The organism is Mesorhizobium sp. RCAM 05099 (genome assembly GCF_059683685.1).
Genome location: NZ_CM185035.1, coordinates 599165 through 613502, shown reverse-complemented (window position 1 = coordinate 613502; position 14338 = coordinate 599165). Strand labels below are relative to the sequence as shown.

At 61.5% G+C, this 14338-nt stretch carries 10 protein-coding genes; 7 read left to right on the top strand and 3 right to left on the bottom strand.

Annotated features, from left to right (window positions below; genetic code table 11):
* Positions 1–257 precede the first annotated feature (257 nt).
* The 7 genes from AC56QQ_RS02950 (at position 258) to AC56QQ_RS02920 (ending at position 9811) form a co-directional block, all read left to right on the top strand.
* Positions 258–1682, top strand: coding sequence for a pyridoxal-phosphate dependent enzyme (locus AC56QQ_RS02950; protein WP_497125494.1), 1425 nt, complete (start codon positions 258–260; stop codon positions 1680–1682).
* Positions 1679–2872: a trans-sulfuration enzyme family protein gene (locus tag AC56QQ_RS02945; protein ID WP_497125493.1), complete on the top strand. Its 1194-nt coding sequence runs from the start codon at positions 1679–1681 to the stop codon at positions 2870–2872. The genes AC56QQ_RS02950 and AC56QQ_RS02945 overlap by 4 nt, the downstream gene beginning before the upstream one ends.
* A 315-nt stretch (positions 2873–3187) precedes the next feature.
* Positions 3188–4156, top strand: coding sequence for a GlxA family transcriptional regulator (locus AC56QQ_RS02940; protein WP_091575870.1), 969 nt, complete (start codon positions 3188–3190; stop codon positions 4154–4156).
* 490 nt (positions 4157–4646) lie between these two features.
* Entirely contained in the window at positions 4647–5951 is a 1305-nt protein-coding gene (locus AC56QQ_RS02935) for a M24 family metallopeptidase (RefSeq protein ID WP_497125492.1), read from the top strand.
* Between the two features lie 316 nt (positions 5952–6267).
* Entirely contained in the window at positions 6268–6948 is a 681-nt protein-coding gene (locus AC56QQ_RS02930) for an isochorismatase family protein (protein WP_497125491.1), read from the top strand.
* Positions 6945–7907 (top strand): alpha/beta hydrolase, encoded by a 963-nt coding sequence (locus tag AC56QQ_RS02925; RefSeq protein ID WP_497125490.1) that lies wholly within the window; start codon positions 6945–6947, stop codon positions 7905–7907. Before AC56QQ_RS02930 ends, AC56QQ_RS02925 begins: the two co-directional genes overlap by 4 nt.
* Positions 7908–8170: 263 nt before the next feature.
* Positions 8171–9811, top strand: coding sequence for an ABC transporter substrate-binding protein (locus tag AC56QQ_RS02920; RefSeq protein WP_497125489.1), 1641 nt, complete (start codon positions 8171–8173; stop codon positions 9809–9811).
* Between the two features lie 284 nt (positions 9812–10095).
* Here AC56QQ_RS02920 and AC56QQ_RS02915 read toward each other — a convergent pair whose 3' ends face one another.
* The 3 genes from AC56QQ_RS02915 to AC56QQ_RS02905 form a co-directional block, all read right to left on the bottom strand.
* Positions 10096–10611 (bottom strand): hypothetical protein, encoded by a 516-nt coding sequence (locus AC56QQ_RS02915; RefSeq protein ID WP_497125488.1) that lies wholly within the window; start codon positions 10609–10611, stop codon positions 10096–10098.
* A gap of 237 nt (positions 10612–10848) precedes the next feature.
* A complete protein-coding gene (locus AC56QQ_RS02910; protein WP_497125487.1) occupies positions 10849–11163 on the bottom strand; it encodes a hypothetical protein in 315 nt (104 codons plus the stop codon).
* Between the two features lie 202 nt (positions 11164–11365).
* Positions 11366–14197 carry a cold shock domain-containing protein gene (locus AC56QQ_RS02905; protein ID WP_497125486.1) on the bottom strand — a complete coding sequence of 944 codons (2832 nt, stop codon included), beginning with the start codon at positions 14195–14197 and terminating at the stop codon, positions 11366–11368.
* Positions 14198–14338 lie beyond the last annotated feature (141 nt).

The following is a 14338-nucleotide window of genomic DNA, read 5'->3' as shown; positions in this document are numbered from 1 at the left end:
CTCCCTCCGCGCGGCAAAACCCGGAATTTCATTCCGCATCTGGCTGGTTGATTGGTACGATCTATCTTCTTTCCGACTGTAAAGGACTGGAAAAGAGGATACGCTGCCGCTCAGAGCCGGATGATTTCAGGTCGAAGCGACCCGAAATCTGAATCCGGCTCTAAATCAAATAGATAGAGCATGATGTCGTCCGAAAACCGCTCACACTTTTCGGCATCATGCGACCCGAGGCGGTCGCTTGATCATGGAGCATCGATATGAGCGAGCACAAGATCGCCGCACCCGAGAGCGCGTCGTCCCGCCTGCGTCCACCCTATAAGTCGGTTCTCGACCTGATCGGCCAGACGCCGGTGGTCGAGCTGACCAAGTTCGACACCGGCAAGTGCCGGCTGTTCATCAAGCTCGAGAGCCAGAACCCCGGCGGCTCGATCAAGGACCGCATCGCGCTGTCGATGATCGCGGCCGCCGAGAAGCAAGGCAAGCTCAGGCCAGGCGGCACCATCGTCGAGGCGACCGCCGGCAACACCGGCCTCGGCCTCGCCCAGGTCGGCATCCCCAAGGGCTATCGCATCGTGCTGGTCGTGCCCGACAAGATGTCGCGCGAGAAGATCCAGCACCTGCGCGCGCTCGGCGCCGAGGTGCGCATGACGCGCTCCGACGTCGGCAAGGGCCATGCCGAATATTACCAGGACATGGCCGAGAAGATCGCTGCCGAGGTACCCGGCGCCTTCTATGCCAACCAGTTCGCCAATCCGGCCAACCCGCTGGCGCATGAGACCACCACCGGCCCGGAAATCTTCGCCCAGCTCGACGGCGATGTCGACGCGGTGGTCGTCGGCGTCGGCTCCGGCGGCACGCTGACCGGGCTTGGCCGCTACTTCGCGAAAGTGTCGCCGAAGACCGAGATGGTGCTGGCCGATCCGGTCGGCTCGGTGTTGGCGCCGCTGATCAAGACCGGCAAGATGGAAGAGGCCGGCAGCTGGACCGTGGAAGGCATCGGCGAGGATTTCGTGCCGCCCAATGCCGACCTGTCGCTGGTCAAGAAGGCCTATTCCATATCAGACAAGCAGAGCATGCTGGCGGTCCGCGACCTCCTGTCGAAGGAAGGCATCCTCGCCGGTTCGTCATCGGGCACGCTGCTGTCGGCCGCCTTGCGCTATTGCCGCGAACAGACCGTGCCAAAGCGCGTCGTCACCTTCGTCTGCGACAGCGGCAACAAATATCTGTCGAAGGTGTTCGACGATTTCTGGCTGGCCGAGCAAGGCCTGGCCGAACACGAAGAGCATGGCGACCTGCGCGACCTGGTCATGCGCACGCACCGCACCGGCGACACCGTCTATGTCGGCCCCGACGAAAGCCTGCTCAATGCCTATGGCCGCATGCGCCGCTCCGATGTTTCGCAACTGCCGGTGCTCGACAATGGCAAGCTAGTCGGCATCGTCGACGAAAGCGATATCCTGGCCAAGGTCGACGGTCCCTATGACGGCCGCTGGGAGCGTTTCAACGGCCCGGTGCGCACCGCGATGACCTCCAATTTGCACACGCTGCAGGCCAGCCAGACGCTGGACGCGCTGCTGCCAGTGTTCGACCGCAACGAGGTCGCCATCATCTTCGACGGCGACGAGTTCGTCGGCCTGATAACCCGCATCGACCTGATCAACCATTTGAGGCGCGCACGATGACCAGCAGCACACCGCCATCCGGCCCATCAACAGGCAAGAACCGCCTGGCCTTCTCGACGCGCACCATTCATGGCGGCCAGAGCCACGACCCGCTGACCGGCGCGGTGATGGTGCCGATCTATGCCACATCGACCTATGGCCAGCAGTCGCCCGGCGTGCACAAGGGTTTCGAATATGCCCGCAGCCAGAACCCGACCCGTTTTGCCTTCGAACGCGCCGTGGCCGACCTCGAAAGCGGCTCGGCCGCCTTCGCCTTTGCGTCGGGCCCGGCGTCGATCGCCACCGTGCTCGAGCTGCTCGATTCCGGCGCCCATATCGTCGCCACCGACGACATCTATGGCGGCTCCTTCCGGCTGATGGAGCGGGTGCGCAAGCGCTCGGCCAACCTGCAGGTCTCGTTCGTCGACTTCACCGACCTTGCGGCGGTGGAGGCGGCGATCCGCCCGGAGACGAAACTGCTCTGGGTCGAAACGCCGACCAACCCGTTGCTGCGCATCGTCGACCTCGAAGGCGTCGCGGCACTGGCCGGGCGCAAGGGCGTGCTCACGGTCGCCGACAACACTTTTTGCAGTCCTTACCTGCAGCGGCCGCTGGAGCTTGGCATCGACATCGTCGTCCATTCGACGACCAAGTATCTCAACGGTCATTCCGACATGGTCGGCGGCGTGGCGATAGTCGGCGACAACAAGGATCTGGCCGCCCAGCTGAAATTCCTGCAGAACGCCATCGGCGCTATCTCGGGTCCGTTCGACAGTTTCCTCGCCCTGCGCGGCCTCAAGACATTGGCGCTCAGGATGGAGCGCCATTCGGTCAACGGGCTGAAGATCGCGCAATGGCTGGAAGGCCGCAAGGATGTGCGCCGCGTCTTCTATCCCGGCCTTGCCAGCCACCCGCAGCATGCCATCGCCGTGCAGCAGATGCATGCCTTCGGCGGCATGATCACCGCCGTGCTCGACCGCGACCTCGCCGGCACAAAACGCTTCCTCGAACGCACGCAGCTGTTCACGCTGGCCGAAAGCCTCGGCGGGGTGGAGAGCCTGATCGAGCATCCGGCGCTGATGACGCATGGCTCCATTCCGGCCGAGAAGCGCGCCGAGATCGGCATCTCCGATTCGCTGGTGCGGCTGTCGGCCGGCATCGAGGATGGCGATGATCTGATCGCGGACCTGGAGCAGGCGCTGGGGGGATAGAAAGCATCCTGCTGCTTCCAGGAGATCAACTGTCGATATCGGCGCCGCCCCTCATCCGCCTGCCGGCACCTTCTCCCCGTATAGTGACGGGGAGAAGGGAGAAGCAGCAATGCTGGCGCCTCTCTTGCAACGCTTGCGATTGGCGAAAGCGTCGACAACAGCACCCCTCTCCCCGTCCCTATACGGGGAGAGGATGCCGGCAGGCAGGTGAGGGGCAGCGCCGACATCTGGTGATAGGGATCACCACCAGCCCGGTTGACCCGAAGCCCCGTCTGCCCGAATTGTAGCGCCCCGATCCTCCCGGCTCCGGACGCCATGGCCACGCGCGAACCCCCAAAGCCCACCGAGCCCCTCACCTTCGCGGTGCTGGTGTTCCCCGGCTTTCCGATGATGGCGTTCAGCTCCGTCATCGAGCCGCTGCGCGCCGCCAATGTCCTGGCCAAGCGGCAGTGCTACCGCTGGATCATCGTCGGCGCGACCCAGGGCCCGGTCGAGGCTTCGAACGGCGTCGTCATCCAGCCGGGCTTCTATGCCGAGGACGCGCCGAAGGTCGACCGCATCGTCGTCTGCTCGGGCGGCGATGCCGATCATCTCGTCGCCGAGGATGCGGCGAGCTGGATCCGCCGCAGCCTGCGCAATGGCGCCCATATCGGCGCGGTGGCCGATGCCGCCTTTTTCCTCGCCCGCGCCGGCCTGCTCGACGGCCATGCCTGCACCTTGCACTGGACCAGCCAGGCCGCCTTCACCGAGGCCTTTCCCAACATCGAGCTGCGCCGCGACCTCTACGTCATCGACCGCAAGCGCTTCACCTCGGCCGGCGGCGTCGGCAGCCTCGACATGATGCTGGAGATCATCACCAACGACTACGGCGCCGAGCTTGCTGCCGGCGTCGCCGAATGGTTCGTGCACAGCCCGCTACGATCGAGCGTCGACCGCAAGCTGATGCCGCTGCGCCTGCGCACCGGCGTCCAGAACGAGCTGGTGCTGTCGGCCATCGCCATCATGGAGGATGCGGTCGAGGAGCGGCTCGGCATGGCCGAGCTGACGGCGCGGCTCGGCGTGTCGTCCGACAAGCTCGAACGCTCCTTTCGCTCCGAACTCGCCATCTCGCCCAATGGCTACTACCGGCGGCTGCGGCTGAAACGCGCCGCCGATCTGCTGGCGCATTCCACGCTCGCCGTACGCGACGTGGCGCTGGCCTGCGGCTTTGCCTCGATGTCGAGCTTTGCCCGGGCTTTTCGCGAGGAGCATGGCCATCCGCCGAAACTGGCGCGAAGGCATTAGCTTTCAGATGCTGGCGGGGCAGCGCCCCTCTCTTATTTCCCCAGCGACATTCCGGACAACGCTGGCACGATTATTTCAACATCCCTATGTGATGTTGGGTAGAGGCGGCTGACGGGTTCAAGGCATGAGTAGCTCTCAGATGGAGAAATATGTCTGGGCGTCGATCTTATACTATGTCGTAGTTTTTCTTGGATTTTGGATACTCCTTCTCCCCGCCACCATGCTTGGCTTTTGTTGGGGCCTGCTTGCAGGAACCGGGTACCTCGCGCTTTTCATATTTCTCAACGCGTGGCGGCGCAGACGACATCCGCGAAGCGCCTATCAGGTCGAATTGGCTAAACAGAGATTGGACGACTAATCCCTTGCAGGGCGTGGCTCGTCTTGATCGACTCGGCGGCATTCCGCACAACACACGCGGTTTTCCGCACAATGCCTCGTCGCCGCCTGCGCCATGGTCTGATCTCGCAACCCGACCCAAGGCCAGGCACCCATGAGCATCGTCGTATTCGACCCCGACAGCACCGAAGATGTCGACTTCAAGGACCGCATGCGCCACCCGGCGGCGGCCGATCCGGCCGGCGGCATGTGGCTGTCGGACACCGAGCCGTCCTTCATCGACGCGGATGCCTTGCGCAAGGGCCGGCTGGCCAAGCTGCGCGGCTGGATGCGCGAGGCCGGCTATGGCGGCGTGGTGCTGTTCGACCCTTACAACCAGCGCTACGCCACCGGCTCGCGCAACATGTTCGGCTATTTCCTGCGCAACTCGACCCGCTATTTCTTCATCCCGACCGTCGGCCCGATCGTGCTGTTCGAATACCCGCAGAGCTACCATGTCTCGATGGTGCTCGACACGATCGACGAGGCGCGCCCGTCCAAGCTCGTGTGGTCGTCGGTCTCCGGGCGCGACGACGAGACCGCCGGCCCCTTCGCCGACGAGATCGCCGAACTCTTGAAGCAGCATGGCGGCGGCTCGATGAAGCTCGGGCTCGACCGCTGCAGCCACCTGCAGGCGCTCTCCTTGGAAAAGCGCGGCTGCGAGGTCAAGGATTGCCAGGGCGAGATCCTGGCGGTGCGCGCGGTGAAGACGCCGGAGGAGGTCAAATGCCTGCAGGTGTCGATGGCCGGCGCCGAGGCCGCCGTCTATGCGGTGCGCGAGGCAATCAAGCCCGGCGTCTCCGAAAACGACCTGTTCGCCATTATGTATGGCGAGGTCATCCGCCAGGGCGGCGAGTTCATCGAGACGCGGCTGCTGACCTCCGGCCAGCGCACCAATCCGTGGTTCAACGAAGCCAGCGGCCGCAAGATCCGGCCCGGCGAACTGCTGGCGCTCGATACCGACACCATCGGCTGCTACGGCTATTATTCGGATTTCTCGCGCACCTTCCGCTGCGGCCCGGGCAAGCCGACCGACTATCAGAAATCGCTCTACCGCATGGCGCACGACCAGGTTCAGCACAACATCTCGATCGTCAAACCCGGCATGGCCTTCCGCGAAATCGCCGAAAAGGCGTGGAAGATCCCGGACCGCTTCGTCGACCAGCGCTACACCTCGGTCATGCACGGCGTCGGCATGCATGGCGAGACGCCGTTCATCGCGCACGCCATGGACTACGAGACCTATGGCCGCGACGGTCATATCGTGCCAGGCATGGTGGTGAGCGTCGAAAGCTATATCGGCGAGAAGGGCGGCCGCGAAGGCGTCAAGCTGGAGGACGAGATCCTGATCACCGACACCGGCACCGAACTCTTGTCGCGCTTTCCTTACGAGGATGAGTTTCTGGAGAAACAGATTTGACGCTTGTTCCGCGCTCCCTGGCCACTGTCGCAGCCTCCCATCGCTTCGTCATCTTAGGGCGAAGCAAGGAGCGTAGCGACGCGGCGCAGACCCTAGGATCCATGCCGCGACTTCAACACGCCGCCACGACGCAGAATTCTGCTCCGCAGCACTCTTCGACAAAGGTCACGGCATGGATTCCAGGGTCTCCGCGACGCCGCTTCGCGGCTGCTGCGCCCTGGAATGACGAAGTCGTGGGCGCTTTTCAGCCAATCTCCAGGACCCGCGCCAGCTCGCTGACCGGAACGGCGCTGACCGCGGACCCAGGCGCATCCGCATGAAAACCCCCATCTCCATCAAGCGCGGCACGGTGGCCGCTATCTTCATCGACCTGCAGGAAGAGCACCGGCGGGACAAGCGCTATCTGGTCGAGGGCTTTCCCGGCATCCTCGCCAATGTCCAGCGCCTGCAAGAAGCGGCGCGGCAAAACCATGTGCCGCTCTACCACTGGGCCTACATCGTCGATCTCGACAAACAGGACCGGCCCTTTCATCCGCTCGATGCCGACGGCAAGTCGGCCTTCTCCGACAAGAGCGATCCGTTGACCGAAATCTGCCATGAGGTGGCGCCCCTCGATGGCGAGGCGCTGCTGATCAAGGCCGAGGCCAGCGCCTTCCGCACCGGTCCGGCGGCCGACGGGCTCAAGGCGCGCGGCATCGAATGGCTGGTTATATCAGGCGTGTGGACCGAGGCCTGCATCGACGCGTCGGTCAAGGATGCGGTGGCCAGGGGTTTTCGCGTGCTGCTGGTCAAGGATGCCTGCGGCAGCGGCAGCGCGGCCATGCACCAGACCGGCATCCTCAACCTCGCCAACCGGCTCTATGGCGGCGCCGTCACCGACACCGACGGCGCCTGCCGGCTGCTGGCCGGCGAGACCGTCACCGCCTGGCAGGTCGAAGGCTCGGTGCCGCTGCGCTTCACCTTCGACAACGCGGTCGCGCTTTACGCTGATCTATGACGGCCGAACGCAGGACTCGCGGCAAATACGTAACCCGGCTCGACCCCGCTCTGTGGGCCTATATCGACGCGGTCGACGCCTGGTATCCACCCGAAATCACCGGACTGCCGATCGACAGGCAGCGCGAAGTCTATGACAGCATGTGCCGCGCCTTCCACCAGGGCCGCCCGCCGGGGGTCACGGCCAGCGACGGGCTGATCGCCGTCTCGGATCGCGGCATCCCGGTCCGCCGCTACCAGCGCGCCGGCAAGGTGGCGCCGGCGCTGGTGGTCTATTACCATGGTGGCGGCTTCATCCTCGGCGGGCTCGACAGCCATGACGACATCTGCGCCGAGCTCTGCGCCGGCACCGGTTTCGACGTGCTGTCGGTCGACTACCGGCTGGCGCCGGAACATCTCCATCCCGCCGCCTTCGACGATGCGCTGGCCGCCTTCGAGTGGGCGGCGGCGACCACCGGCCTGCCGCTGGTGCTGTGCGGCGAAAGCGCCGGCGGCAATCTTGCCGCGGCGGTGGCGCAAGCGACGCGCCGTCATCCCCGCGCCGCCATCGGCCAGGTGCTGATCTATCCCGAACTCGGCGGCGACGAGACCGCCGGCTCCTACCTCGAGCACGCCGAAGCGCCGCTGCTGTCCGTCGGCGACATCGCCTTCTACCGCGATATCCGCTCGACCAGGCGGCAGTCGCCGGACGATCCGACCTTTTCGCCGTTGCGCGACACCGATTTCTCCGGCCTGCCGCCAACGGTGATCGTCACGGCCGAGTGCGACCCGCTGTCGTCGGATGGCGAGACCTATCGCGACCGCATTGTTGCTGCCGGCGGCAAGGCGTGGTGGCACGAGCAACCCCGCCTCGTGCACAGCTTCCTGCGCGCCCGCGCCACGGTGCCGGCCGCGGCGGAGGCTTTCGCGCGGATCGTGGCGGCGGTCGCGGCGCTGGGCAAGGGTCAGTGGCCGTATTGACCTTTCAAGACTTGGGTTCCTCGCCCCCGCGAAGCGGGGGAGAGGAACCCAAGCTGGACACCCCCTGCGGAGCACCGCACAAGAACTGCGGAAAACCGAACACTCCGCACCGTCACCCCGCCCTATCATCGCCTCAGGCAATGGCGCCCCGGCGGTCGCGTCCGCCCTTGCATCCGGCCGGGACGAGACTTTTTTCGTGCATGCCGTTGTCCCAAAACCGCTGCGCACTTTTGGGCGGCATGCACCAACAAGAGGGAACGACGATGAAGTTCATGCTGACCGACCGGAAACTGCACCCGAAAGCCAGGCCCGTCGCCGAGGATTTCAGGAAGGGCGGCATCAGCCGCCGCGAATATCTCGCTCTGATGGCCGGTCTCGGCGTCAGCGCCGCCGGCGCGCTGGCGCTGGGCGGCCTCGGCGCCACCCCTGCCCGCGCGGCCGAGCCCAAGCGCGGCGGCATCTTGCGCGTCGCCATGAACGTCAAGGGTTTCAAGGACCCGCGCACCTTCGACGGCGTCGAAATGTCCAACGTCGCCCGCCACTGCAACGAATATCTGGTGCGCTGGAACACCGACTTTTCCTTCGAGCCCTGGCTGCTCGAAAGCTGGGAGGCCAGCGACGACGCCAAGACCCTGACGCTGCATGTGCGCAAGGGCATCTCCTGGTCGAATGGCGATGCCTTCAACGCCGACGATGTCATCCACAACCTGACCCGCTGGTGCGAGGCCGGCGTCGCCGGCAATTCGGTCGCCGCGCGCATGGGCGCGCTGGTCAACGCCGACACCAAGAAGGTGGTCGATGGCGGCATCCAAAAGGTCGACGACTTCACCATCAGGCTCAATCTGCCGAAACCCGACATTTCGCTGATCGCCGGCATGGCCGACTATCCGGCGCTGATCATGCACCGCTCCTATGACGGCGAGGCTGATCCCAGGAAGGCGCTTTCCATCACCACCGGCCCGTGCGAGCTGGTCAGCTGGGACGCCGAGACCGGCGCCGAGGTGAGGCGCAAGGACAGACCGTGGTGGAAGGGCGAATTCTGGCTCGACGGCATCAAATGGGTCGATTACGGCTCCGACCCCAACGCCATGCTGTCGGCCTTCGAATCCGGCGAGATCGACACCGACCACGAGACCGCCTCCGATGCCGTCTCGCAGACCGGCAAGATGGGGCTGGTCAATTCCGAGATCGCCACCGGCTCCACCATCGTCGCCCGCTTCAATGTCGGCAACGCGCCCTATGACGACGTCAAGGTGCGCCGCGCCGCCCAGCTCGCCGTCGACAACTCAGCCGTGCTGAAGCTCGGCCTCGACGGCCGCGGCAAGCCCGCCGACAACCACCATGTCGGCCCCATGCATCCCGAATATGCCGATATCGGCCCGGCCAGGCGCGACGTGGATGCGGCGAAGAAACTGATCGGCGAGGCCGGCAAGGCCGACCACGAATTCGACCTCATCTCCGTCGATGTCGAATGGCAGAAGAGCACCGGCGACGCCATCGCCGCGCAGATGCGCGAGGCCGGCCTGAAGATCAAGCGCACCGTGCTGCCGGCCGCCACCTTCTGGAACGACTGGAGCAAATACCCCTTCTCCTGCACTGAATGGCTCGGCCGCCCGCTCGGCGTCCAGGTGCTGGCGCTCGCCTACAAGTCGGGTGCTGCACGGAATGAGAGCGCCTATGCCAACAAGGAGTTCGACGAGCTGCTCGACAAGGCGCTGGCCATGCCCGACGCCAAGGCGCGCAAGGAGATCATGGCCAGGATCGAGCAGAATTTGCGCGATAGCGGCATCATCATCCAGCCCTACTGGCGCTCGGTCTTCCGCACCTACCGCAAGGGGATCGAAGGCTGCGAACAGCATCAGGCGCTCGAGCAGCATTTCGAGAAGGTGTGGATCGAGAGCTGAGGCTTCTCCGTCCAAAGCCGGGCGAGGATTGAGAATACAAGCTCGGCGACGCCGACCTATCGTAGGTCAGCGCCGCCCCTCATTGCCCTGCCGGGCATTTCTCCCCGTATAGTGACGGGGAGAAAGGGCTGGCCGCAACGCCCATGCCTACCTTGCGACGTCGACAACTGGCGAACCCATAGAAGACAGCGCCCCTCTCCCCGTCACTATACGGGGAGAGGAGGCCGGCAGGCAGGTGAGGGGCAGCGCCAACGCTGGTCTTCCTGTTGCAAATTTCGACCCGCTCACCGCCCAGGCCTCAACAGCGTCCAGATCCAGCCGATGAAGGTCAGCACCAGGAACGGATAGCCGGCGGCGGGCAGCGGCGACGAGGTCGGCAGCAAGGGCGCGCCCCACAGGATCATGCAAGCCGAGACGACAAACAGCAGGGCGGCGACGAGCGCGGTGAGCCGCATCCACAAAGCGAAGGTTTTTGGGGCGCTGACCATGATGAGTGCTGCCGCCCAAAGCGAGATGCCGCCGACATAGGAGGGCACGCTGGCCTCAAGCCCCGCCGCATTGCCGGCGAGCAGCAGGCTCTCGCCGGCGAGGAAGGTCAGGAAGCCGGCGGCGACGCAATCATTGCCCAGCCGCTGGTACTTCATCGTCAGCAGCGCGGTCGCCACCACCAGCGCCACGCCGTCGATCGTCCACAGCGTTTCGCGCGGCGCGTCGCTGCCCACGAAGGTGCCGGCAAGCCCGAAGGCGCCGCCGATCGCCAGTCCGGTCGCGGCGACGATGTCCAGAGGATTGGAACGCATCGGAAATCCCCCCAAGCCGGAGCGGAGGATACTCCAGGGCGGGGCGTTCTTAAAGCCGGTGTTCAGGGGCAGCGCGAGGCGGCAAGCGGCGATGGGTCGCCTCGGGCGATCCGCCCTCCCGGGCCGATCCGGCAACTGAAGGGTGCGGGGAATGGCCGGCGCGAATGCCGGTGAGGGCAGTTGCCTGAGCCCGCGCCGGCCACTGGCGAACTGATTAAGGTCCGCCGCCCGACTTTTCTAGCGCTCGGGTGCCGCGCGATCAACCAACTCAGGGTTGGGTGCGGACTGGTCTTGCGTGGCATCATTTGTTGCTGCGGGAAGTTCCCGGCAAAGCCGACCGGACCGGCTTTCGATCATCGGCCGGCGCTTGGCGGGCCGACCATCCCGCCCGCCAGCGGCGAGCGCGAGACCCTTGCACCTGATGCTGTTCGGCTGCGGCGCGACGACCCTGGCGAGCAACAGGCTCTCGCCGGCGAGGAAAGTGAGAAACCCGGCCGCGACGCCGTCATTGCCCAGCCGTTGATACTTCATCGTCAGCAGCGCGGTTTCCATCACCAGACCACGCGAACGCAGGTGAGAAATTGCTTGGACGTCATCCGCTCGTGAAGAAGCCAAAGATCGCCGCACCACTTGGTTCGTCGTCGTAGATAAACTGATCGACGCACCGGCTTTCGTAGTTCATAGCGGACAAGATTTACTGCGTGTTGGGTCATCCGCTGTTGGAGATGCCGCCGCGCACGACTAACAAACGACCTTAATCCAATAAACGCACCTGGTTAGCTACAATACCTCGTGTGTTTCTCCCGATAACGTACTCTACGCGCTCGCCTTCCGCTATCCGCCCTACCTGCTCGACTTCATTGAGGTTATTTTTGTGAAAAAATACCTCATTGCCATCAGAATCATATATAAACCCAAATCCCTTTTCTCGAAGATATGTTTTTATGACCCCCACTCGCTTGGAAGAAGGCGCCACGTCTACGTAAGAGTCACGAACCTCCTCTCCATCGCTGGCCAATATGACTAGCTCAGTTGCTTTCTTTCGCGACCCATCCGACGCCACTACAAATGCGGCACGCACTCCGACAGCTATCCGCTCTGCCCCAGATCGGAATTCCGATTTGTGAAAGAAAATCCGGCTTCCATTGTCTAACTCGATAAAGCCGTAATGGTTTTCGAAATCATATTTCGCAATCGTCCCCGCCATTGACAGCCCAACGCTCTCGACGAACTCAGGGCGCTTCTTTGCCACCAGGCCCGGCGAAAGGGCCTCGGCGTCGAGTTCAAAAAACCATCGCTTACATTCCTGCATGATCGGACTGAGAGATTTGTCCCCCACTTCCTCGAAAATTCTACCCACTACAATCTTTGCGTTTCGTATCGTCTCAATAATGTGTTCATCCAGTTGCTCAGCACGAATCTGCTCGATCCCTTTCCTAATCGATAGTAGTATTTCCACCTTTCCTTCTATGTCTTCTTTTCTTTCCATAGACGAAAGCTCCCGAAGTCGGATTTGTAATCCAAGGTGATGCGCTTTCCGGATAGATTTTGAAGGTAATTCTGCGTCCTGCAAAACTGGCTGAAGCATTCTATTGGCTTCGGTGTACTTCCCATCGAACATGAGGCAGCGAGCAAACTCAAGTACGATTTGTGGAGAGGTCGGATCGATGCTCAGTGCGATACGGAATTGAACTGAAGCGCCCTCCATGTCGTCGGCATCGCGCATTAAGAAGCCAGCGTACCAATATCGCAGCGGAGCCGAGCTTGGCTCACAACTGACAGCGGTCTCGTAGGCCTCCACGACGGCGGGGAAATTTCCCCCGGCTCTGTGAATTATAGCCTCAACTCTGTATACCTCGTAATAAGCCGGGTCCAAACCTTTTGCGGTGGCGACGAACGACAAAGCTTTTTCATAAGACAGCTGCGCAACGGCAAGAGCATCTCTCAGATACTTCGCAACGACCGCGTCATCGGCAGTTCTCAAATGAATATTCTTAAAGAAATACCTATCAATTCCAACCTTAGCAAATTGTTCTTTATATATCTCGCCGATCTTTCTTTTTCTAGACTGATAGTCCTTAACCTCTGATTGCGCAGGAGCGTGGTTTTTCAATATAAAAAGCCGGGGCAGTTCGCCCAACTCATATACAGTCTGAAACCCGCTGCCCGTCGATGCACCGCTCATTATAGCTAAATTTGCAGAACACAACTGTTGCAATGCCTGCCTAAAATCGTCTCCCTTAATGTTAGAAATAAACGACAAAATAGACTGGCTGTGCCGGCCTGGGATTGACAGCATTACGTTTGCCAAAATCCGTGCGTGATTACTAACATAGTCGTATACGTTAGACAGGCAAAAATCTAAGAATATTTTTGGGTCTACCAATACCTCTTCCGGCCGCCGACCGGCTTGCACGGCCGACACGAACCATTTAATAAACCCTGCATTGAATTTCATTCTTTTACAATAAGAGGCCAGGTCATCGCTACTGATTTTTAGGATCTCGGTGACCCTCCTCGCTCTCGCAGTAGCCCTGAGCAGGCTTATTGAGTCCTCCCGACTCAGAGGGTCTAGAGGAAATCTGAAATTCATCTCTCCTGTGCCGACTCGAGATGTAACCAATATTTTACTTCTGCCGTTCAAGCGAGAAAATAAATTTAGCACCGTACTATCGAGTACGGTTTCGAGGTTGTCCAATATAAGCAGGATACGAAACGTGTTCAGGTAAGAAAGAACTTCCTCCACGGCATCCGCCGTCGCGTTGGTAGACCCGCTAAGGGTTTGCGAAACAGATTGGAAAAGACCTATTGATGTCGAAATCGAATTTCCAATTTCCTCGACCTCATGCAATGTAAGACGCGTGGTCTTGGAGCTTGTCCAGACAATGTATTCGAAAGGTTTACTCTCGTCGTCCAAGAGCCGATATGCCGCCTGTAGGGCTAGGGCTGTCTTTCCATAGCCTCCCTCCGCAACGACGGTAATTATGGGCCACGGGCCTTTGCAAGCGGCTACAAGTCTGTTTGTGTCGTTTTCCCTCCCCAAAAACCCGGTCTCGTCGAAGTCTGGGATAGGGAGATTGTGAGACATGCTTACTTGCTGTGCCTGGAGGTCAGACACGTCTAGGGCAAATGGGAAATTTGGATCAGCTTCGACCGCGCGCAAGAAATCAATTGTCGTGGGGAATAGTTTCGGCGCCTGCGCTCGCACCAAATTGCTAACGATTTCTGTTTTACTTAGATCGATGTATTGAAGAGGTCGCGCATGCATAACTCGATTTCGTATCGGCACCAGATCGATCAATGCCTGGTAGTTTTTCGTGAAGAACCCTTTAGCGACACTTCCGAGCGTTCCCTTGTACTTTGATAGTAACGCGAGAGTGTCGCCCAGATCCAGGTAATCGGCAAGCGAGGCTTCCTCCGCCAATCCTTCCTTGGTTGCTCGTTCCTGAAGTTTATAGAACAGCACCTCCCCATAGAGATCGGCGCGAGTTCCCTCGCTCGGAATCGATTTAATAATCGCGCGCAGATCCTCGTCGAGCGAAGATATCATGCCGTACAAGGTGAGACGAGCTAGACTGAAACCCATTAGAATCCCCCTAAAAATTCTTGATATTTGCCATTATAGGCTAGAGGTATGGTGTTGTCCTCTGCTCCCATCTCTATCTTTGAAATAAACGCTGTTGGGATATCTAACCTGCAGACTACCCTTTCTGGCAATCTTTCTGAT

Coding starts and splice junctions, on each gene's coding strand:
- AC56QQ_RS02940 (WP_091575870.1), top strand. CDS start 3,188: ATGGCCACGCGCGAACCCCCAAAGCCCACCGAGCCCCTCACCTTCGCG.
- AC56QQ_RS02950 (WP_497125494.1), top strand. CDS start 258: ATGAGCGAGCACAAGATCGCCGCACCCGAGAGCGCGTCGTCCCGCCTG.
- AC56QQ_RS02925 (WP_497125490.1), top strand. CDS start 6,945: ATGACGGCCGAACGCAGGACTCGCGGCAAATACGTAACCCGGCTCGAC.
- AC56QQ_RS02935 (WP_497125492.1), top strand. CDS start 4,647: ATGAGCATCGTCGTATTCGACCCCGACAGCACCGAAGATGTCGACTTC.
- AC56QQ_RS02915 (WP_497125488.1), bottom strand. CDS start 10,611: ATGCGTTCCAATCCTCTGGACATCGTCGCCGCGACCGGACTGGCGATC.
- AC56QQ_RS02920 (WP_497125489.1), top strand. CDS start 8,171: ATGAAGTTCATGCTGACCGACCGGAAACTGCACCCGAAAGCCAGGCCC.
- AC56QQ_RS02905 (WP_497125486.1), bottom strand. CDS start 14,197: ATGGGTTTCAGTCTAGCTCGTCTCACCTTGTACGGCATGATATCTTCG.
- AC56QQ_RS02930 (WP_497125491.1), top strand. CDS start 6,268: ATGAAAACCCCCATCTCCATCAAGCGCGGCACGGTGGCCGCTATCTTC.
- AC56QQ_RS02945 (WP_497125493.1), top strand. CDS start 1,679: ATGACCAGCAGCACACCGCCATCCGGCCCATCAACAGGCAAGAACCGC.
- AC56QQ_RS02910 (WP_497125487.1), bottom strand. CDS start 11,163: ATGGAAACCGCGCTGCTGACGATGAAGTATCAACGGCTGGGCAATGAC.